18 protein-coding genes are annotated in these 20,145 nt (G+C 72.2%); 7 read left to right on the top strand and 11 right to left on the bottom strand.

The window, feature by feature from the left end:
- Positions 1 to 115: 115 nt before the first annotated feature.
- The 7 genes from BU204_RS09385 to BU204_RS09355 form a co-directional block, all read right to left on the bottom strand.
- Positions 116 to 544, bottom strand: coding sequence for a PPOX class F420-dependent oxidoreductase (locus BU204_RS09385; RefSeq protein ID WP_075125336.1), 429 nt, complete (start codon positions 542 to 544; stop codon positions 116 to 118).
- Positions 545 to 546: 2 nt separating this feature from the next.
- Positions 547 to 1,377, bottom strand: a complete 831-nt coding sequence (locus BU204_RS09380; protein ID WP_075125211.1) for a serine hydrolase domain-containing protein — start codon at positions 1,375 to 1,377, stop codon at positions 547 to 549.
- 24 nt (positions 1,378 to 1,401) lie between these two features.
- Positions 1,402 to 2,553: a CapA family protein gene (locus BU204_RS09375; RefSeq protein WP_075125210.1), complete on the bottom strand. Its 1,152-nt coding sequence runs from the start codon at positions 2,551 to 2,553 to the stop codon at positions 1,402 to 1,404.
- A gap of 37 nt (positions 2,554 to 2,590) precedes the next feature.
- Positions 2,591 to 3,340, bottom strand: coding sequence for an SRPBCC family protein (locus BU204_RS09370; RefSeq protein WP_075125209.1), 750 nt, complete (start codon positions 3,338 to 3,340; stop codon positions 2,591 to 2,593).
- 75 nt (positions 3,341 to 3,415) lie between these two features.
- On the bottom strand, positions 3,416 to 4,270 hold the full coding sequence (locus BU204_RS09365; RefSeq protein WP_075125208.1) for an FAD binding domain-containing protein: 855 nt from the start codon (positions 4,268 to 4,270) through the stop codon (positions 3,416 to 3,418).
- Complete coding sequence (locus BU204_RS09360) at positions 4,267 to 6,711, bottom strand: xanthine dehydrogenase family protein molybdopterin-binding subunit (protein WP_075125207.1); 2,445 nt, start codon at positions 6,709 to 6,711, stop codon at positions 4,267 to 4,269. Before BU204_RS09360 ends, BU204_RS09365 begins: the two co-directional genes overlap by 4 nt.
- Complete coding sequence (locus BU204_RS09355) at positions 6,708 to 7,235, bottom strand: (2Fe-2S)-binding protein (protein WP_075125206.1); 528 nt, start codon at positions 7,233 to 7,235, stop codon at positions 6,708 to 6,710. Before BU204_RS09355 ends, BU204_RS09360 begins: the two co-directional genes overlap by 4 nt.
- A gap of 285 nt (positions 7,236 to 7,520) precedes the next feature.
- On the opposite strand from BU204_RS09355, the gene rarD reads away from it, so the two are divergent.
- Positions 7,521 to 8,483 carry an EamA family transporter RarD gene (gene rarD / locus BU204_RS09350; protein ID WP_075125205.1) on the top strand — a complete coding sequence of 321 codons (963 nt, stop codon included), beginning with the start codon at positions 7,521 to 7,523 and terminating at the stop codon, positions 8,481 to 8,483.
- A gap of 10 nt (positions 8,484 to 8,493) precedes the next feature.
- Here the strand turns inward: rarD and BU204_RS09345 are convergent, their stop codons facing one another.
- Together BU204_RS09345 and BU204_RS09340 are read right to left on the bottom strand one after the other, a co-directional pair.
- Positions 8,494 to 9,612 carry an XdhC family protein gene (locus BU204_RS09345; protein ID WP_075125204.1) on the bottom strand — a complete coding sequence of 373 codons (1,119 nt, stop codon included), beginning with the start codon at positions 9,610 to 9,612 and terminating at the stop codon, positions 8,494 to 8,496.
- Positions 9,605 to 10,726, bottom strand: coding sequence for a vWA domain-containing protein (locus BU204_RS09340; RefSeq protein ID WP_075125203.1), 1,122 nt, complete (start codon positions 10,724 to 10,726; stop codon positions 9,605 to 9,607). Before BU204_RS09340 ends, BU204_RS09345 begins: the two co-directional genes overlap by 8 nt.
- 49 nt (positions 10,727 to 10,775) lie before the next feature.
- Between BU204_RS09340 and BU204_RS09335 the strand changes: the two genes are divergently transcribed.
- Complete coding sequence (locus tag BU204_RS09335) at positions 10,776 to 11,726, top strand: hypothetical protein (protein WP_075125202.1); 951 nt, start codon at positions 10,776 to 10,778, stop codon at positions 11,724 to 11,726.
- Between the two features lie 432 nt (positions 11,727 to 12,158).
- Here BU204_RS09335 and BU204_RS09330 read toward each other — a convergent pair whose 3' ends face one another.
- Positions 12,159 to 13,364: a hypothetical protein gene (locus tag BU204_RS09330; protein WP_075125201.1), complete on the bottom strand. Its 1,206-nt coding sequence runs from the start codon at positions 13,362 to 13,364 to the stop codon at positions 12,159 to 12,161.
- Between the two features lie 763 nt (positions 13,365 to 14,127).
- Complete coding sequence (locus BU204_RS09325; protein ID WP_075125335.1) at positions 14,128 to 15,012, bottom strand: AAA family ATPase; 885 nt, start codon at positions 15,010 to 15,012, stop codon at positions 14,128 to 14,130.
- Between the two features lie 91 nt (positions 15,013 to 15,103).
- Between BU204_RS09325 and BU204_RS38985 the strand changes: the two genes are divergently transcribed.
- From BU204_RS38985 to BU204_RS09300, 5 genes are all read left to right on the top strand, one after another.
- A complete protein-coding gene (locus BU204_RS38985) occupies positions 15,104 to 15,439 on the top strand; it encodes a hypothetical protein (RefSeq protein ID WP_143229407.1) in 336 nt (111 codons plus the stop codon).
- Between the two features lie 200 nt (positions 15,440 to 15,639).
- Positions 15,640 to 16,242, top strand: coding sequence for an RNA polymerase sigma factor (locus BU204_RS09315; protein WP_075125199.1), 603 nt, complete (start codon positions 15,640 to 15,642; stop codon positions 16,240 to 16,242).
- Entirely contained in the window at positions 16,239 to 16,700 is a 462-nt protein-coding gene (locus tag BU204_RS09310; protein WP_075125198.1) for a hypothetical protein, read from the top strand. Before BU204_RS09315 ends, BU204_RS09310 begins: the two co-directional genes overlap by 4 nt.
- A gap of 106 nt (positions 16,701 to 16,806) precedes the next feature.
- Positions 16,807 to 17,244: a hypothetical protein gene (locus BU204_RS41875; protein WP_075125197.1), complete on the top strand. Its 438-nt coding sequence runs from the start codon at positions 16,807 to 16,809 to the stop codon at positions 17,242 to 17,244.
- Between the two features lie 57 nt (positions 17,245 to 17,301).
- Positions 17,302 to 20,007: a CHAT domain-containing protein gene (locus BU204_RS09300; protein ID WP_233159871.1), complete on the top strand. Its 2,706-nt coding sequence runs from the start codon at positions 17,302 to 17,304 to the stop codon at positions 20,005 to 20,007.
- The last annotated feature ends 138 nt before the right edge of the window (positions 20,008 to 20,145 follow it).

Raw genomic sequence — 20,145 nt, 5'->3', positions numbered from 1 at the left:
GCCGACGTGGAGTGTGGCTGGGTGGCGTCACGTTCCCCTGAGGTAGCTGTTGATCGCGTGGGGGCTTGCGCACAAAGATTGACTGGGTTGGTCCTGGGTTGGTCCTGGCCGGGGGTCAGTCGGCTACGTTGGCGATGGCGACGACCTTGGTGATGGGGGCGAGGACCAGTAGTTCGCCGGGGACGGCGTTGCGGCGGCCGAAGCGCTCGCCCTGGTCGGCGCCCATGTAGCGGGCGCCGAGGCGGGTGGCCCAGTCGAGCATGAGGTCGAGGTCCTCGCTGAGCTCGGCCTCGGCCTGGAAGGTGACGAACGAGTAGGGCGGGTCCTCGCTGTCCACGCAGAGGGCGAACCGAGGGTCGCGGCGCAGCGCCTTGCCCTTGACCGTGTCCGCTCCGGTCGTGAACACCAGGCGGTCGGCGTCCCCGGTGGTGTCGACCAGGAACCAGACCGGCGCGATGTGGGGCGCCCCGTTCGCGCGCACCGTGGCGAGCTTGCCGGTGCGGGTGCCGTGCGTGGCGAACTCGAGCCACTCCTCGCGGGTCATGTTCATGCGCCCATCCTGCCCGCTCGGAGGTCGGCGAGCACCCCGTCGGTGAACTCGGGCCAGGCGTCGACGGCCCACTGGCCGAAGGCCCGATCGGTCAGTACGACGCACGCCACGCCGGCGTCCGGGTCGACCCACAGGAAGGTGCCGGACTGACCGAAGTGGCCGAACGTCCTCGGCGAGCTGTTCTTCCCGGTCCAATGCGGACTTTTGTGGTCGCGCAGCTCGAAGCCCAGCCCCCAGTCGTTCTCCTTCTGGTAGCCGAAGCCGGGCAGCACGCCGGCCAGACCGGGGAAGGCCACGGTCGTCGCCTCGTCGAGCGTCTGCTCGGACACCAGCGTCGGCCGCTGGAGCTCGGCCGCGAACCGCACCAGGTCGTCACATGTGGACACGGCACCGGCACCGGCCGTGCCGGCCAGCCGCGAGGAGCCCATTCCGAGCGGGGAGAGCACGGCCTCGGTGAGGTACTCGGAGAAGGGGATGTCCGTCGCCTCGTGCACGGTGTCGGCCAGCACCTCGAAACCCGTGTTGGAGTACAGCCGCCGGTTGCCGGGCGGGGCGAACACCTTGTGCTCGTCGAAGGCCAGGCCGGAGGTGTGCGCGATCAGGTGGCGCACCGTCGAACCCTCGGGACCGGCGGGCTGGTCCCACTCGACGGCGCCCTCCTCGACCGCGACCAGCGTGGCGTAGGCGGTGAGCAGCTTGGTCACCGAAGCCAGCTTGAACTCCCGGTCGAGGGGTCCCTCGGCGGCTCGCACCGAGCCGTCCGCGTCGACCACCGCCGCGGCCACGTTCTCCACCGGCCACCCGGCCACCGCCCGCACACCGTCCATACGCTGACGGTACCGAGCGCACGGTCACCCGATGACGGGGCGGGTCAGGCCCTCATTGATGCCGGCACGCGCCCGGACCACCTGGTCGATGCGGTCGATCGCCACGTCCGCGCGCGCCGGGTCGAACTCGATGTTCCTGGACAGGTCCTTCAGGCGGATCGGCGGCCCGAGGTCGACGAGCGTCGGCAGGTACTCGGCGCTCTGGGCGGTCCACCCGTCGGCCTCCTTGACGAACCGGAAGCGGGCCATCACACCCTCCTCCGTGGTGCCGCGCGGCTGCTCGTGCCGGGCGACGTGGTTGCCGAGGCCGTAGGCCACCCACTTGCCGTGCAGCTTCTCGAAGGGCTGTACGACATGGGCGTGGTGGCCGATCACCAGGTCGACCGCGGGATCGGCGAGCAGCCGGTCGGCGATGCTCCGCTGCTCGGGTGTCGGATCCGCCCGGTGCTCCTCGCCCCAGTGCAGGCTCGCGATCACGACCTCGGCGCCGGCCCGTTTGGTGGCCCTGGCGGCGGCGAGGACGGCGTTGACGTCCAGCTCGTTGGACATCCAGGGCTCCGGCTCCCTCGTGCCCAGGTTGAAGCCGAAGGTGAACGACACCTGGCCGACCTTCACCCCGTTGGCCTCGCTGATCAACGGGGTCAGGGCCTCCTGCCGGGTGCGGGCCGAGCCCGTGTGCCGGATGCCGGCGCGGTCCAGCGCGTCGAGGGTGCTGCGCACCCCGGCCGCGCCGTGGTCGAAGGTGTGGTTGGACGCCGTGGTGCAGGTGTCGTAGCCGGTCCTGGCGAGCGCGGTGGCCACCTCGGGCGGCGCGTAGAACAGCGGGAAGCCCTGGAACGGCCCGTTGGGACCGGCGAGCGGCACCTCGAGGTGGCAGATCGCGAGATCCGCTGTCTGCACAGCCGGCCGGACGCCGGCGAACAGGTTGGTGAAGTCCCGCCGGCCGCCGCCGTCCTCGATCGCCTGCGCGGTGAGCGCGGGGTGGATCAGCACGTCCCCGGTCGCGAGCACGGTGAACGACGGCGGAGGCGCCGAGGTCGGTGGGGGGAGCACGGTCTCCGACCGGAACGGCGCGACCACCTCCCCCGGCGCGTCGTCGGCCGGTTCTGGCGCGCAGGCGGCGACCAGGAGGAGTAACCCACCCACAAAGCCCATCGACGCGCGCACGCGCGACATCCTCCCCGCGTGGCACTGGGTGTTCAAGGGGTGGCGCTCACCGTTTTCCGCGCCGTCTGGTCACCACGGCCACGACCGCGATCACCGCGGCGAGGACTGGGAGAACACGTTTGAGCACCGAGGGACCGGCGTAGGACAGCAGATCGATCGGTTCGGAGCCCGGTTCCGGGCCGACCGCCGTGAGGACCGGCTTCTTTGCGGACGCACCGGCTCGCGCGGCCGCTTCTCCCGCCTTCGCACCGATTTCCACCGCCTCGGCACGTTCCGCCTCGTCCACGACCGAGGCGGGTGCTTCGGGCGTCGGCACGGCAGTGAGCGTCGGCGGCTCGACCGGTGGATCGGGCGCGGGAGCCAGCTCCGCGGCCAGGGAGGTGGCGAACGAGCTGAGGATCTTGCCACCGACCTCGGAGATGAGCCCGCGGCCGAACTGCGCCGGCTTGCCGGTGATCGACAGGTCGGTGTGCACCGAGCCGGTTGTGCCGGCGTCGTCCTCCCGCAGCGTCACGGTGACCGTGGCCGAGGCGGTGCCGTTGCCTCGGGTGTCCTTGCCCGCCGCCTTGATGACGACCTTCCGAGCCGCCTCGTCCTTCTCGAGGAACTCACCCGAGCCCTTGTACTGCAGCGAGATCGGCCCGACCTTGACCTTCACGGTGCCCCGGAAGGCGTCCCCGTCCACCTCGGTGAGGGCGGCACCGGGCATGCACGGCGCCACCCGTCGCGGGTCGAGTACCGCCGCCCACACCGTGTCGAGATCGGCCGGCACGCTGAACGAGTGCTCGAGCTTCACTGGGTCCTCCTCACAAAGCCCCGCCGGACGCCTCCGCCGAGCTGGTGCCGGCGGAGGCGTCCCGGCGGGTGCATTTTATGCGCCTACCGCGGCTGACACCGCTCGAGACGTGAGTACCCGGGCGAGGTGCTGGCGGAACTCCAGGTCGGCGTTCCCGTCGACGGAGGGGCTGGTGCCCTCCGCCGCGTGCTGGGCGGCCGCGGTGATCGCCTCGGTCGTGGCCGGCTGACCGACCAGCGCCTGCTCGACGGCCGTGGCGCGCAGCGGGGTGGCCGCCATGTTGGTGAGACCCACCCTGGCCTCGGCGATCGTGCCGTCCTCGGTGCGCACCGCCGCCGCCACGGCGACGATCGACCACGCCTGGGCGACCCGGTTGAACTTCTCGTAGTGGGCGTTCCAGCCGGTCCGCTTCGGCACCCGCACCTCGCACAGGATCTCGTCCTGGCGCATCGAGGTGGTGAAGATGTCGGTGAAGAACTCACCCGCCGGCACCGTTCGCCGCCCGTCCACACCGGACAGAACCAGCTCGGCGTCCAGCGCCAGCGCGGGGGCGAGCAGGTCCCCGGCCGGATCGGCGTGCGCGAGCGAGCCGCCGAACGTGCCGCGGTGGCGGACCTGCGGGTCGGCGACCGTGTCGGTGGCCAGCGCGATCAGCGAGGCGTGCTCGCGCACGAGCGGGTCCCGCTGCACCTCGTAGTGGGTCGTCATGGCGCCGATGACGATCGCGTCGCCGTCGTCGCGGACCCCGCGCAGCTCCGGGATCCGGCCGAGGTCGACCAGCTTCGCCGGGGCGGCGAGGCGCATCCGCAGCACCGGCAGCAGGCTCTGCCCGCCGGCGATCACCTTGGCCTCGTCGCCGGCCGCCGCCAGCTCACGCACCACCTCGTCCACACTGGACGGCGCGACGTAGTCGAAAGCGGCTGGGATCACCGCGCACCTCCCGAGGAGTCGATGGAGCCGAGCCCGCCGCCGGCCTCGTTGCCGAGCCCGCCCGCGTCGGTCTGCCCGGTGCGGATCGCCTGCCAGACACGCATCGGCGTGCACGGCATCTGGATGTCGGACACGCCGAGGTGGCGCACCGCGTCGACGACCGCGTTCACCACCGCGGGGGTGGACGCGATCGTGCCGGCCTCGCCGACCCCCTTGACCCCGAGCACGTTGGACGTGGCCGGGGTCTCGGTGCGGTCCGTGGTGAACGTCGGCAGATCCGCCGCCGAGGGCACCAGGTAGTCGGCGAACGTGCCGGTCAGGAGCGTGCCCGACTCGTCGTGCACGGCCTCCTCGAACAGCGCCTGCGCGATGCCCTGGGCCAGGCCGCCGTGCACCTGGCCCTCGACGATCAGCGGGTTGACCACCTTCCCCACGTCGTCCACCGCGACGTAGGAGCGGACGTCGACCCGGCCCGTCTCGGTGTCGACCTCGACCGCGCACAGGTGGGTCCCGTGCGGGTAGGAGAAGTTCTCCGGGTCGAACGTCGCCTCGGAGTCGAGGTTGGGCTCGACGCCGTCGGGCAGGTCGTGCGCGGCGAACACGGCAAGCGCGACGTCCTGGATGCTCACCGACTTCGCCGTCGCGCCGGCACCCCTGACCCGGAACGCGCCGGCCTCGAACTCGACGTCGCCCTCGCTCGCCTCGAGCATGTGCGCGGCCACCTTGGCGGCCTTTGCCTTCACCTTGTCCGCCGCCCGCACCACGGCCATCGCACCCACGGTGAGGGACCTGGAGCCGTAGGTGTCCATGCCCTTGTGCGAGGACTGGGTGTCACCGTGCAGCACCTCGACGTCCTCGAACGGCACGCCGAGCTGGTCGGCCACGATCTGGCTCCACGCCGTCTCGTGCCCCTGCCCGTGCGGCGAGGAGCCGGTGACCACCTCCACCTTGCCGGTAGGCAACATGCGGATCGCCGCGTGCTCCCAACCGCCGGCCCCGTAGGACAGCGAGCCGAGCACCCGGGACGGAGCGAGGCCGCACATCTCGGTGAACGTGGAGGTGCCGATGCCCAGCTGAACGCTGTCCCCGCGCTCTCGGCGCTCCCGCTGCTCGGCCCGCAGCGCGTCGTAGCCGAACAGCTCCTTGGCCTTCGCCGTGGCCGCCTCGTAGTTGCCGGAGTCGTAGGTGAGCCCGGCGACCGTGGTGAACGGGAACTCCTCGTGCCTGATCCAGTTCCGCTCGCGGACCTCGATCGGGTCGACGCCGAGCTCGGCGGCCAGCTCGTCCATCAGCCGCTCGATGGCGAAGGTGGCCTCGGGTCGGCCGGCGCCGCGGTAGGCGTCGGTCGGGGTCTTGTTGGTGAACACATTGGTGCACACGAACCGGTAGGCCGGGAACTTGTAGATGGCATTGAACATGAACGCGCCCAGGATCGGCACGCCGGGGCTGACCAGACGCAGGTAGGCACCCATGTCGGCGAGCAGCTCGACCTTGAGCCCGGTGACCGTGCCGTCCCGGCGGGCCGCCAGCGTGAGCTTCTGGAGCTGGTCGCGGCCGTGGTGGGCGGCCAGGATGCTCTCGCTGCGGGTCTCGGTGTACTTCACCGCCTTGCCCATCCGACGGGCGACCAGGAAGGTCAGCACCTCCTCGGGCGTGACCTGGAGCTTGCCGCCGAACCCGCCGCCGACGTCCGGGGCGATCACCCGGACCTTGTGCTCGGGCACGGACAGCGTCATCGCCAGCATCACCCGCAGGATGTGCGGAACCTGGGTCGCCGACCACATGGTGAACTGCTCGCCGGTCGGGTCGACCACGACCGAGCGGGGCTCCATGAAGGCGGGGATCAGCCGCTGCTGCCGGTAGGTGCGCTCGATCAGCACCTCGGCCTCGGCGATGGCCTGCTCGACGTCGGAGCCGGTACCGGCCTCGGCCGAGTCGAAGACCCAGGTGGCGCTGGTGTTGGTGCCCAGGTCCTCGTGCACTAGGTCGGCACCCTCGGCCACCGCGGCCTCCATGTCGAGCACCACCGGCAGCTCGTCGTAGTCGACGTCGATCGCCTCGAGCGCGTCGGCAGCCTCGTAGGCGCTGCGGGCGACCACGACGGCCACCGCCTCGCCGGCGAAGTTGACCCGGTCCACCGCGACCGAGGGGGCCGACGGCGACTTCATGTCCTCGGTGATCGGCCAGGCGCACGGCAGGCTGCCCTGCTCGTCGGCGAGGTCGGCCCCGGTGAACACGGCGAGCACGCCCGACATCTTCCTGGCCACGGTGACGTCAATCGCGGTGATCCTGGCATGCGCCATCGGGCTGCGCAGGATCGCCATGTGGAGCAGGCCGGGCAGGGTGAGGTTGTCGGTCCAGCGGGTGCGGCCGGCGATCAGCCGCGCGTCCTCCTTGCGGAGCCTCGCCCGACCGATCTCGGGCTCGACGGTCGCGGTCATCGGTCCCCGCCCCCCGCGACGTTGCTCGCCGGGGCGACCTGTTCGGCCTCGGGTCCGGCACCGCCGCTCATCGTGCTCGCCGCGGCGCGGACCGCCCGGACGATGTTCTGGTAGCCGGTGCACCGGCAGAGGTTGCCCTCCAGCCCTTCCCGAACGGCCTGTTCGTCCGGGTCCGGGTTGTCGGCGAGCAGGTCGATCGACTGCATGATCATGCCCGGCGTACAGAACCCGCACTGCAGGGCGTGGTTGTCGTGGAACGCCTGCTGGACCGGGTGGAGCCGGCCGTCCCGGGCGAGACCTTCGATCGTGGTGACCTCGCTCCCGTCGGCCTGGACGGCGAGGACGGAACAGGACTTGACGCTGTGGCCGTCGAGATGGACGGTGCACGCTCCGCAGTTGCTGGTGTCGCAGCCGACGACGGTGCCGACCTTGCCGAGCCGTTCGCGCAGGTAGTGCACGAGCAGCTGGCGGGGTTCGACGTCGTCGGTGAAGGTGGTTCCGTCAACGGTCACGGTGATGCGCATAGGGCCTCCAAATACGACACAGACGGCTCCGGCTGGTCGGTTCGGGACTGGCGTGAGCGGGCTCACAGCTAGTGAGCCTGCCCCCGCGAAGCCCGCGCGACAAGACCCGCGGCGGGAAAGTGGACACCGGCGGCGAAGCCGGGAGGGCCTCGGTTGCGGAAACTGACTGACCTGATCGGGACGTCGACGGGCGGCCACGTCGCTGTGTCGAGGACCTCTTTCGACGGGGTGTGATCCTGCGCCGCCTCCACCCTGACGATCGTTAGGCAAGCGTACGATCGTGCGGTGTCCACAGTCGTAGAGCCACGGCTCGAGCCCTACCCCGAGTACCAGCGCGGAGTGCTGCTCGGCGCCGTCGCCTACGGGCTGTGGGGGGTGTTCCCGCTGTTCTGGACCCTGCTCGGGTCGGCGGGAGCGGTGGAGACGCTCGCCCACCGGATGGTGTGGTCGCTGGTCGTGATGGTCGGCGTGCTCTGGTTCCTCGGCCGGCGTCGGGGCACGGGCTTCTCCACGGTCCGGCAGGTGCTGGCCAACCGGCGCCGGCTCGGGCTGTTGTCGCTCGCGACCGTGCTGATCGCCCTCAACTGGGGTGGCTACATCTGGGGCGTGAACCACGGCCGGGTCGTGGAGACCGCGCTCGGGTACTTCACCGGGCCGCTGGTCGCGGTGCTGATCGGCGTCCTGCTGCTGGGCGAGCGGCTACGGGCCTGGCAGTGGGTCGCCGTGGCGCTCGGCGTGGTGGCGGTCGTGGTGCTCGCGATCGGGTACGGCGAGGTGCCCTGGCTCGCGCTGCTGCTCGCGTTCAGCTTCTCGATCTACAGCCTGGTCAAGAAGCTCGCCGACGTCCCCGCGGTGGAGTCGGTCGGCATCGAGGCCGGGCTGAGCTTCCTCCCGGCCCTTGCCTACATCTCCTACCTCGAGATCTCGGGCAGCGGCACCTACTTCTCACTGGGGGTCGGCCACGCGTTGCTGCTGATGGCCGGGGGCGTGGTGTCCACCCTGCCGCTGTTGGCCTTCGGCGGGGCGGTGGTGCGGATCCCGTTGTCGATGATCGGGCTGCTCCAGTACCTGGCGCCGGTGCTCCAGTTCGCGTTCGGGGTGCTGGTGTTCCACGAGGCCATGCCGCCGGAGCGGTGGCTCGGCTTCGCCATCGTGTGGCTGGGGCTGGTCGTGCTGACCGTGGAGGGCATGCGCCACGCCCGCACCTCCCGCACGTCCGCCGGGACCGCGCCGGCGCAGCCGCTCTGAGGACGGCCGGTCAGGACTCGCGGTGGATACGGCCGCTGGCCTCGCTCAGCCGGGTGCCCGCACCGCCCCAGCGCAGCGAGATGATCTCGGCCGCGATCGACACGGCGGTCTCCTCCGGGGTGCGGGCACCGAGGTCCAGACCGATCGGTGAAGCCAGCCGGGCCAGCTCGTCCTCGGACAGGCCGGCCTCCCGCAGGCGGGCCATCCGGTCGTCGTGGGTGCGCCGGGACCCCATCGCCCCGACGTAGCCTGCCTCCGAGCGCAGCGCGACCTCGAGCACCGGTACGTCGAACTTCGGGTCGTGGGTGAGCACGGCGACGACCGTGCGCCGGTCCACCCGGCCCGCCGCCACCTCCGCCGCCAAGTAGCGGTGCGGCCAGTCCACCACCACCTCGTCCGCCTCGGGGAACCGGCTCGCGGTGGCGAACACCGCGCGCGCGTCGCAGACCGTGACCTGGTACCCGAGGAACGCCCCGAGCCTCGCCATGGCCGCGGCGAAGTCGATCGCGCCGAACACCAGCAGCCGCGGCGGCGGCTCGAACGAGCTCACGAACACCGACAGGCCCTCACCTCGCCGCTCCCCCTCGACGCCGTAGTGCAGGGTCCCGGTCCGACCGGTGGCCAGCACGCCGCGGGCGTCGTCGGCCACCGCCGCGTTGATCCTGGCCGTCCCGAGATCGCCCAGCACGCGGTCCGGCCAGACGACGAGGCGCCGGCCCACCCGCTCCGGCTCGGGATGGTCGACCACGGTCGCCAGCGCCACCGGCTCCCCGGTCTGGATGGACTTCGCCAGGTCGGCGAACTCCGGGAAGTCGGCCGCGCTGACCCGCTCGATGAAGATGTCGATGATCCCGCCGCAGGTCAGGCCGACCGCGAACGCGTCGTCGTCGCTCACGCCGAAGCGCCGGAGCACCGGGGTACCGGTGTCGAGCACCTCGCGGCCCTGCTCGTAGACCGCTCCCTCGACACACCCGCCGGACACGCTGCCCGCCACGGTGCCGTCCGCGGCGACCAGCATCGCCGCCCCCGGCGCGCGCGGCGCCGAGGAGAACGTCGCCACGACGGTGCCCAGGGCCACCGCCTCCCCTGCCGAGTACCGGCCCACGAGTTCGTCCAGCACGTCACGCACGGCGCACCTCCGTCAGCAACTCCCGCAACGTCGCCAGACTATGTCCGGCCAGCAACCGGTCCAGGTGTGGCAGCGCGGCGGCGATCCCGGCCTGGACCGGTGCGTACCCGTCCCGGCCGGCGTGCGGGTTGACCCAGAGCACCGCGTGCGCCAGCCGGCGCAGCCTGGCCAGCTCCGAACCCAGCAGCGACGCGTCACCCCGTTCCCACCCGTCGGAGAACAGCACGACCACCGCACGCCTGGCCAGCCCTCGCTGCCCCCAGCGGTCCAGGAACACCCGCAGCACCTCGCCCAACCGGGTGCCGCCGGCGAAGTCGGGCACCGCGCGGGCGGCCGCGCGCAGCGCCTCCTCCGGGTCCCGGGCCCGCAGCTGCCTGGTCAGCCGGGTCAGCCGGGTGCCGACGGTGAACACCTCGGTACTGGCCGGCGCGGCCCTGGTCACCGCGTGCGCGAACCGCAGCAGCGCGTCCGCGTACGGGCTCATCGACCCGGACACGTCCACCAGTAGCACGAGCCGGCGTGGGCGGCGGCTCCGGTCCCGGTAGGCCAACCGGACGGGCTCGCCGCCGGTCGCCCGCATCCCTCGCAGCACCCGGGCCGGGTCCAGCCGGCCGGCCCTGGACGGGTGCAGCCGCATGGACACGCGCAGCGGCGGGTCGAGCCGCAGCGCCGCGAGCAGCGAGCGGAGGTGCTCGCGTTCGGCGGTGGTGAGCGCGGCGATGTCGCGGTGGCGCAGCACCTCCTCCCCCGCGGCGGCCACCCGGAGCTCCTCGGTCTCCCGGTCGGTCCGCCCGCCGGCGCTGGGTACCTCGGTCAACGCGGCCGTGCTGGTGCGCCTCGGCACCGTCCGGGCGGGCGGCCGCCGCCGGGTTGGCGGCGCGGCGGAGAACCAGGCGGCGAACGCGTCGTCGTAGCGCGGGAGGTCGTCCGGCTCCGAGCACAACGTCAGGCGACCGGCCCAGTACAGCTGGTTCGGCCGCGCGGGGTCGAGCTCGTCCACCGCACGCAGGTAGGCCTGCACCCGGTGCGCGTCGCAGGCCAACCCGGCCTCGCGCAGTGCCGAGGCGAACCCGACCAGACCTGGCAGCGGGTCGGCGGAGTCAGTGGACGGCACACTCGTATTGTTACTCTTCGGATCCCGTTCGCCTCAGGCACGGAAAGCGATGCTTGACGACCACGCGACGCTCGCCGACGAGCTCAAGCACCTGCGCAAGGGCCGCGGGGTGCAGGCGACCAACATCGTCGACCGCGCCGGCCCGGCGCTGCGGCGACTGTGCGGGATCGGCCCGGAGGACCCGCCGAGCACCGTGCGGGACCGGCTGACCGCCACGCTGACCGACCTCGCCGAGCGGCTGCCGCCGGACCTGCGGCTGGCCGCACTCGCCGCGTTCGCCCTGCACCCGGACGCCAGCCAGCCGCGGCTCGGCGAGCGGCTGTCCTGGCTGTCGCAGCGGCTGGCGAAGAACGACCGCACCGCGCGCCGGCGGACCGAGGCGGCCTGCGCGCGGCTGGCCGAGATCGCCGCCGGCCTGCCAACGGCGCGCGGCGCCGACGGCGAGGGCTGGTACGTCCGGCAGTTCTCCGCGCTGGTCCGGTTGGACGGCCAGTCCCCCGAGGTCACCGAGTCACGCACGGTCGTCGCAGCCCGGGACGGGATCGCCGAGCTGGACACCGAGTTCAGCCTGCCGCGCCACCCCGCCGACCGCCGCCCGATCCACGACCTGGCGGTCACCATGCTCTACGGCGGTCGGCTGGTCCGCCGCGAGCGCCCGTCGGAGAGCCACTTCCGCTTCACCGTCGAGCTGCCGCTCACCCTGGCCCACGGGCAGAGCCACGACTACGCGATGCGCCTGCGGGTGCCGCCGGGCCAACCCGTGCGACCGCACTACCTGTTCGTACCGCACCGCCGCTGCGACCTGTTCGAGCTCCGGCTGCGCTTCGAGCCGAGCCGCGTGCCGCGCACGCTGTGGCGGGTGACCGACAGCCCGATCCGGGTCATCGACGACGGCCAGCCGTCGGGCGAACTGCTCGTCGCGAACTCCGCCGGGGAGATCCACGAGGTTTTCCCCGGGCCGCGCCAGGGATTCGCGTACGGCGTGCAATGGCGCGCCTGAGAAACCCCTGACCACAAAACAGGTGGGCCGCGCCGGAATGGCTTTCCGGCCGGCCCACCTCACCCCCAGTCGTCGACGACTGGCCCTACCTCATCTCGTGTGACTCCATGTCCGCGCCCTTCGTTCGTTGTTCCTCATTCCCGTGGCCCCGGCAGCACGTCGGCCACCTGGGTCAACGGCGCTCGGGAAGGCTCGGAGCCGGCCGCGCTGCCACTCCACACGGCCGCACTCAGCCACGCTCCGACGACTACCCCGACAAGCAGGCAGAACGCGGCAAGTTTGAGTGCGAAGGAGACGGAGCAGTATGCCTGCATCGTTCCTCCCCCCTTCTTTCCCGAAGCGCCTCGACTATTCGAGCCTCACACGGGGAGGGGAACTGCTCTGCGTCACCTGACACACAGGGAGGAACTACGCGGTCGCGGTGCGCGACCGTCAGCGGGAGTTCAGGTGCCGTACACCGGGATCGGCGCCGTCGCCGTCCGCACCGGGTGGCCCGAGCGTGGGGAACCCACCGGGGAGCCGGCCGGTGGCCGCGGCCGGCAACCAGGCAGCGGCGGCGGCCTCCTCCGGGTCGGCCAGCTCACACAGCTCCCGCAGCGCCTGTGGGACGCCCTCGGCGCGCCAGACCTCGTGCCCACCCCACCGGGGTACGCCGAGAGCGCGCAGGCTGGCCAGGGCGACACCCTGGTCCCGCGGTGAGACCGGACGCTCGACGACGCAGGACTTGCCCGGGACCTGTTGGGCGATACCGCGACCGATGCGCTCGGCAACACCGTGGGCGAGGCACTCGTCGAGCGGGCCGAGCGTCGCCAGCGTGATCCTCGTCCGGAGCACGGTGCCGCGGTAGCGCTGCGCGGCGTCCCGGTAGAACCGCTCCGCCTCGGCGGCGAACGGGTCGCCGTCGATCCGGTCCGGCATCCCGTAGCGGGCAACGGTTCCACCGGACCTGCCCGGCCGCCCGAGCGCCGCGTACTGGTCGGCGACCAGCGAGAGGAACTGGCCGAAGGTCGGCGCGACGGCCGTGGGCACCAGGCCGACCGAGAGCATCGCGGGCTGGCCGGCCGCGGCGAGCAGCTCGAGCACTCCGGGCCAGGCGCTGGACACCGGGCGCAGCCGCGGTACGGCGAGGTAGACCCGCATCGGCGCGTCCGCGCGCCGGGGACGGCCGATCAGGCAGGGCTTGCGCACCTCGGCCAGCCCGGTTGGCGCCACCCGGAACGGGGTGAACGCCCGCTCGACGGCGAGCCGGGTCCGCAGCGGCTCGGCCACGACGTGCGCGGGCACCTCGGCCAGCTGCTCGAGCGCCTCGACCGCGTCCGCCCTCGCCCGGGCCCGGTCCTGGCGGTCCACGCGGCCGAGCAGGGTCAACGTGATCGGCCTGCCCGGCACGGCGAGCCACCGCACCTCGAACGCGGCGTTTTCCACAGTGGACAGACGACGGAGGTACTCGACGTCGTCGCGGTAGGCCCGTCGCACCCGCTGCTCCAGCGCGCCGCCGGCCTGATCGTCCAGCGGCCCGTCGGAAGCACGGTCGGAGGCACGGTCGGACGCGGACAGGTCGACCGCGGCCCGGACGCGCACGGCGAACCGGGCAGACCAACCGGTGATGTCCTCCTCGAGCAGCACCTCCCCGCTCATGCCCGCCCAACCGAGGGCGGGTCGCACGGCACACCGGCGCCCGCGGCGCCCGGCGGACCGGATCGACGGCCGGCGGTTAAGCGGTCCGCGCGCTTGTCACCCACGGACGCATACCGGGATCTCGGGCGCCGCCCACGGCTGGTCTCGTTCTGGCTGAACGGATCCACGCGAATTCCCCGATCGGATCAAGTTCGGACTGAAAAGTTACCCTGCTCAACGCCTGGCGATGAGACCATAGCGGAGCAGCTAATTCCTCCGACAGGACGCCCGGACCTGGCTGGAGAACTGACAAACGGCCATACTCTGGCCATCTCCGCACGCGATTAATCCGCAATCACCAAATCGCAAGCGAACACTGTTCCAGATTCGACAAGTTGTCCTACCATCTCATCGCACCGACCGTGCCGTCACCATTCCGGCGAGACGGGGGGCCGCGGTCCGGCCAACCCTGGCGCCGGCCGGATCACGGCCGGCGCCAGGCGGGCCTCCCACAGCGACCAGGGCCAGGTAGCGGGGCCGGGCGCGGGAGGGCGAAAGTGGCTCGAAGGGGAACCCGCCGGACAAGGCGGGAGAACCGAGTGGTGCCGCCGCGAGCGGGCACCGCGACCGGCCCGGACATCGCGGCGGCACCACCGGTGAGGACCACCGAACTACCGCGAACTCCCCCAGGCAGCGGTGTTCATCCTGGTCCTCCTTGGTTGACGCGCGTCGGGACAACTATGCGCCGCGGCCCCGGGGCGGGGCGAACGATTTTTCGCGGTGCTCAGCCGGCGAGGATCGTGTCCAGCCCGGCGACGACGCGCTGGGCGTCCTCCCGGTACTTCAGCACCGCGCCGAGGGTCGCCGCGGCGGCGGCCGCGTCCAGCTCGGTCCTGCCCAGCGCCGCCAGCGCCTCGGCCCAGTCGATCGACTCGGCCACACCGGGCGGCTTGAGCAACTCGACCGCACGGAGGCGGCGCACCGCGCCGGCCACCTGCTCGGCCAGGCGCTGGGACAGCTCCGGCAGCCGGCGGCGGAGGATCGCCACCTCGCGGTCGAGACCCGGGTGCTCGAGCCAGTGGTACAGGCACCGCCGCTTGAGCGCGTCGTGCACCTCCCTGGTCCGGTTCGAGGTCAGCACGACCAGCGGCGGCACCTCGGCCCGAACCTCACCGAGCTCAGGCACGGTGACCGCGTTCTCGCCAAGGACCTCGAGCAGGAACGCCTCGAACTCGTCGTCCGCCCGGTCGACCTCGTCGACCAGGAGCACGCACGGGGCCTCCTCCAGGGCCCGAAGCAGCGGCCGGGCAAGCAGGAAACGCCGCGTGTACAGCGAGCGCTCGGCGACGTCCGCGTCCAGTGCCGCTCCCGACGCCGCTTCGAGCGCCCGCAGGTGCAGCAGCTGGCGCGGGAAGTCCCAGTCGTAGAGGGCCTGGCTGAAGTCGATCCCCTCGTGGCACTGGAGCTTGATCATCGGGACGTCGAGCGCCGTGGCCAACGCGACGGCGAGGGAGGTCTTGCCGGTACCGGGCTCGCCCTCGCAGAACAGCGGCCGGCCCAGCCGGAGCGCCAGGAAGGCCGCGGTGGCGACGCCCTCGTCGGCCAGGTAGCCGACCCGGTCCAGCGAGCCGGCGAGCTCCTCGGGCGAGCCGACCGGCGCCCACGTCATGTCCGCCACGCCTCGAGGGTAGATGGTGTGCCCCGCCCGGAGCGGCATCGCGGCCGGTCGGGCGCTGTCACCGACCACGTAGCCTGCCGGCGTGGACGAGCAGCCGAGGGAAGTCTCTCGCGTGGGCACCGCCCGGGCGCTGGTGTCGCTGGCCGCGGTGCTCGCGGTGGGAGGCTCGGTGCTGCTCTGCGTCGCCGCGCTCCTGGTCGGCCCCGCGCTCGCCGAGCGACCGGGCCTGCCGGGCGCGCTGATCGGCGCGAGCGCGGTGTTCGTCGGGGTGGTGCTGGTGTTCGCGGCGGCGGCCGGGGTGGTGGCGGCCAGGGCACGTTCGGTGCGCCGCGTCGTCCTCGGTGGCTGCGGCGCCCTACTGGCGGGTATCGTCATTGGTCTCGCGGCGTTGTTGCTGTTGATCTCGAGGATTGCCTGATACCCGCTGGTAACCACCCGAATGGCCGGTATCTGGACCTGTCAGCTCGTCTCTTGAAGGATGAGAAGATCTCTCGTTGGCGGTCGCTCGGACGAGCGATCGGAGGACAGCAGGGCAATGAGGACAACGAACGCGCCGGGGGTTGGCACGATGGACTGGGTGCCATCACGACATCAACCCACGAAGCGGGGTGGGAAGCGGTGACCGAGGTGCAGACAGCAAGCATGGTCAAACCGTGGGAGGGCCTGGAGGGACGGGACCGGCACGCGGCATGCATGATCGCCGCGCAGGCCGGGGACCGCTCCGCCTTCGACGTCCTCGTGGCCGAGCTCTCGCCGCTCGTGTGGCACGTGGCGCGGAGCGGCGGTCTGGACCGCACGAGCGCGGAGGACGTGGTCCAGACCGTGTGGCTCGCCCTGGTGCGGCACATCAACCGCCTGTCCGAACCGCGGGCGCTGGCCGGGTGGCTCATCACCACCACGCGCCGGGAAGCCAGCCGGGTGCAACAACGCGGCTCCGGGCAGGTGGAGCTGTCGAGCGAGATCACCGAACAACTGCCGACGACCGATCCGTCGCCCGAGCACGAGGTGCTCCGGGGTGAGCGGGACCGCCAGCTGTGGGCGGCGTTCCACCAGCTGACGCAACGGTGCCAGGAACTGCTGCGCCTCACGGTGCTCGCCGGGCGCGCGGAGTACCGAGCGGTCGCCGAGGCGCTGCACATGCCACACGGCAGTATCGGACCAACCAGAGGGCGCTGCCTGAACACGCTGCGCACCCTTTACCACGGGGACAGTGGATCATGAGAACGCACCAGTCTGACGACGAGCTGATGTCCGAGGTGGCTCGGTTGGTCAACGTACTCGACCCCATGCCGCCCGGTCTGGTGGAACGAGCCCAGTTCGCGGTGGCGATCGACTCGATCGAGGACATCGAGATCGAGGTCGCGCAGTGGGCGAACACGAACATGCTGGCCGGGGTGCGCGGGGGACTGCCGGGAACCATCACGTTCTTCGTGGGCGACCTGACCGTCATGGTCAACGTAACCCGGACGGGGGAGCGCCAACGCATCGACGGCTGGCTCGTGCCGGCCGGGGCGCACGGCGTCGAGGTCCGCGTGGCCGACCACGGCTCGACGGCGACCACAGCCGATGAGGGCGGGCGATTCGTGCTGACCGAGGTGCCGCGCGGAACGACCCAGCTCCTGGTGCGCATGAATGCGGAGCAGTCACGGACCGTGGTGACTCCTACCGTGGATTTGTAATCCGATCGGAGTCTTCTACGACCCATTCGGCAGATAGTTTGTATCTCACTGTGAGCGCCCGCCTCTTGTGTAGGTGAGTTGCCCAGTTCTGCTGAGGGGAGTAGTCATGACTGACTCGATCACCAAGCCCACCTTCGACCCAGAGGTCCCGCCCCCGGGTGGCGACGACGGCCATGTGGGCACGGGTAGCGCACCCGAGGGCCACGTGGGCACCGGGAGCGCACCCGAGGGTGGTGCGGGCAGCACACCGGACGGACACGTGGGGACGGGCAGCGCACCCGAGGGCGGCACCGGCGCCACCCCGAACGGACACGTTGGAACGGGCAGCATCCCCGAGGGCCACGTCGGTACCGGCAGCATCCCCGAGGGCGGCACCGGCAGCACCCCGAACGGGCACGTCGGAACCGGCAGCGCACCCGAAGGCGGCACCGGCAGCACGCCCAACGGGCACGTCGGCACCGGCAGCATCCCCGATGGCCACGTCGGCACGGGGAGTGCCCCCGAGGGCGACTCCGAGGCCGAGCCGGTCACCGCGAAGAACTAGGTGCAATACACCGAGGCGGGTAGGGCGCGAGCGGCATGATGTGCTGACATTAGTACCGTGTCCCGTTCGCGCCGTTCCTCCGCCGTGACTCCGGAATCCACTCCGGAGGCCGCGAGGCGCGCGGCCGCTCTCGAGGAGAGCATCGAGGCCGCCGGTGCGCTGCGCAAGAAGGCGGTCGACGAGGCGCAGGCGGGGCGCTCGCCGGAGGCGATCAAGCTCCTTCGGCTGGCGCTCCGCTCGCTGCCGGTCACCTCCGGCCACCCCGACGTCGCCGCCATCCGAGCCCGGGTGCTGGCGACGTTGGCGTTCTGCGAGGCCGAGACCGGGTCCGTGGCCGACGGGCTGATGCACCTGGGCACGGCGAGCGACCTCGTGGCGGGTCTGCCGGAGGGGCCGTTGCGGTCGGCGTTGCAGGGGTTGGTGGACCACCAGCACGGGGTGATCCTGTTGCGTGCCCGGCGGACGGTCGATGCGTTGGCGTTGTTCGACCGGGCGATCCCGTTGCTCGAGGAGGCGGAGGGGACGCCGGCGGGGAATCCGGAGCTGCTCGCTGTCGCGTACATGAACCGCGGGTTCGGCTACGCCGAGCTGGGGAGGCCGGGGCCGGCGGAGCGGGACCAGAAGCGCTGTCTGGAGCTGGCGGTCGAGCACGACCTGCCGACGATCCAGGGCAAGGCCCTGGGCAACCTGGGCGAGATCGCGCAGCTGGTCGGGGACATCCCGGGTGCGTTGGTCCACCACGAGCAGGCCGAGCAGTCCTTCCGGCTGATCGCGCCGGCGCTGGTGCCGCGCACCCAGATCGACCAGGCCCGGGCGCTGCTGTCGGCGGGCGTCCTGGACGACGCGGCCCGTCACCTCGACGAGGCGTTGCCCGTCCTGCGGGAGCACCGCAACGGTCAGGACCTGGCCGAGGCGGAGGTGGCGCGGGCCGCGGTGGCGTTGCTGCAGGACGACCGGGAGCTCGCCCGCCAGCTCGCCGGGTCGGCCCACCGCCGGTTCCTCAAGCGCGGCAACGAAGCCTGGGCCGAGGTCGCCGCGCTGACCAGAATGCGCGCGGAGGTCGACCTGGCGCTCAACGGCCGGCCGCGCAGGTCCTCCTACGCCAAGGCCGAGCAGCTCGCCGAACGGCTGGCCGAGGTCGGGCTGCCCGACGAGTCGGCTATGGCGCGGATGTTGGCGGTGCGGCTGGCGCTGCGCCGCGGCGAGATCGACACCGCGGAGGCCTTCCTGGAGCGGGTACCACCCCCGCGCAAGCTGAGCCCGATCGACCACAAGATGCTGCTGCGGCTGTGCCGGGCGGAGGTGGCGCTGGCACGGGGGCAGACCCGCCGCGCGCTGGCCCAGGCGAAGGCAGGGCTGGACGAGCTCGGCACCGCGCGGGACCGGATGGGTGGGCTGGACCTGGTGTGCGGCACCGCCGTGCACGGCCTGGAGCTGGCCCGCCTCGCGGTGAACGTCGTGCTCGCCGACGCCAGGACCGAGGCCGACGCGCGTCGCGTGCTCAGCTGGCAGGAGAAGACCCGGGCCCAGGTCTACCGCTACGAGCCACAGCCGGCGATCGAGGACCCGGAGCTCGCGGACGCGGTCGCCGAGCTGCGCACGGTGCTGCGCACTATGCAGCAGGCGCGACTGGAACGCCGACCCACGGCCCACCTGGAACGCCGCTCGACGGTCCTGCAGCGGGAGGTGAGCCGGCTGGGCTGGCACACCAGCCACTGGGGCAAGCCGCGGCCGGTCTGCCCGCCGGACGAGGTCGTGGCCCGCCTCGACGACCGGGCCATGATCAGCTTCGCCGGGCCGGGCGACGAGCTGGCCGCGGTCGTGGTCAGCGGCGGGCGGACCCACCTGTTCCGGCTCGGGTCGCAGGAGAGGGTGCTCGAGGTGGCCAGGCAGCTGCATGCCGACCTGGACGCGCTGGCCCCGGACGACCTGATCGAACCGCTGGTCAACGCCGTCTCCCGGTCCGCGGCGAACCGGATCATGAAGCTCGACGAGTACCTGTTCGGCCCGAACGGCATCCCCCAGGAGCTGATCGAGGGCCGCGAGCTGGTGATCGTGCCCTTCGGCGGGCTGTACTCGGTGCCCTGGGAGTCGCTCCCGGCCCTGCGCGGCCGCGCGGTCTCGGTCGCGCCCTCGGCCACCGCCTGGATCAGCGCCGCCGACACCCACCGCACCGGCGGCAAGGTGGTCCTGGTCTGCGGGCCCGACCTGCCCGAGTCGGTCTCCGAGCTGGAGCACCTGCGCACGGTCTACCCCGACGCGATCATCCTCGAGGGCGAACGCGCCACCACCGGCGCGGTGCTGGCGGCCATGGACGGCGCCAAGCTCGTCCACATCGCCGCCCACGGCACCCACGAACCCAACAACGCCATGTTCTCCCGACTCGAGCTGGTCGACGGCGGCCTGCTCGCCCACGAGGTCGCCCGACTGCACCGCCCACCCGAGCACATCGTGCTCGCCGCCTGCGAGCTCGCCCTGTCCCACATCCGCCCCGGCGACGAACCCCTCGGCTTCGCCGGCGCCATGCTCGCCAGCGGCTCACGCACCGTCGTCGCCGCGGTCAACCGCGTCGGCCACCGCTCCGCAGCCCGCACCATGACCGACTACCACCGGCTGCTCTCCACGCTCAGCTCGGACCTGGCCGAGGCCATGACCGACTACCACCGGCGCCTCGCCTCCGGCATCACGCCGGCCCGCGCCCTGGCCGAGGCGACCGCGACCGACCCTCTGCGCCGCCCGTTCATCCTGCTCGGCGCGGGTTGAGGACAGGTCCCACGAACGGCCGAGGGCCCGGACACCACACGGTGTCCGGGCCCACGGGTCTCGCTGTCGACTAACCAGCCGGCTGGATCAGAAGTCCATGCCGCCGGTGGGGTCGCCACCGGCCGGAGCGGCGGCGGC

Origin of the sequence: Actinophytocola xanthii, from assembly GCF_001921205.1 — a bacterium.
In the GTDB taxonomy this organism is placed as follows: Bacteria; Actinomycetota; Actinomycetes; order Mycobacteriales; family Pseudonocardiaceae; genus Actinophytocola; species Actinophytocola xanthii.
This window is presented reverse-complemented; position numbering and strand designations above follow the sequence as displayed.

Coding starts and splice junctions, on each gene's coding strand:
- BU204_RS09385 (WP_075125336.1), bottom strand. CDS start 544: ATGACCCGCGAGGAGTGGCTCGAGTTCGCCACGCACGGCACCCGCACC.
- BU204_RS09310 (WP_075125198.1), top strand. CDS start 16,239: ATGAGAACGCACCAGTCTGACGACGAGCTGATGTCCGAGGTGGCTCGG.
- BU204_RS09360 (WP_075125207.1), bottom strand. CDS start 6,711: ATGACCGCGACCGTCGAGCCCGAGATCGGTCGGGCGAGGCTCCGCAAG.
- BU204_RS09375 (WP_075125210.1), bottom strand. CDS start 2,553: ATGTCGCGCGTGCGCGCGTCGATGGGCTTTGTGGGTGGGTTACTCCTC.
- BU204_RS41875 (WP_075125197.1), top strand. CDS start 16,807: ATGACTGACTCGATCACCAAGCCCACCTTCGACCCAGAGGTCCCGCCC.
- BU204_RS09330 (WP_075125201.1), bottom strand. CDS start 13,364: ATGAGCGGGGAGGTGCTGCTCGAGGAGGACATCACCGGTTGGTCTGCC.
- BU204_RS09380 (WP_075125211.1), bottom strand. CDS start 1,377: ATGGACGGTGTGCGGGCGGTGGCCGGGTGGCCGGTGGAGAACGTGGCC.
- BU204_RS09355 (WP_075125206.1), bottom strand. CDS start 7,235: ATGCGCATCACCGTGACCGTTGACGGAACCACCTTCACCGACGACGTC.
- BU204_RS09335 (WP_075125202.1), top strand. CDS start 10,776: ATGCTTGACGACCACGCGACGCTCGCCGACGAGCTCAAGCACCTGCGC.
- BU204_RS09325 (WP_075125335.1), bottom strand. CDS start 15,012: ATGACGTGGGCGCCGGTCGGCTCGCCCGAGGAGCTCGCCGGCTCGCTG.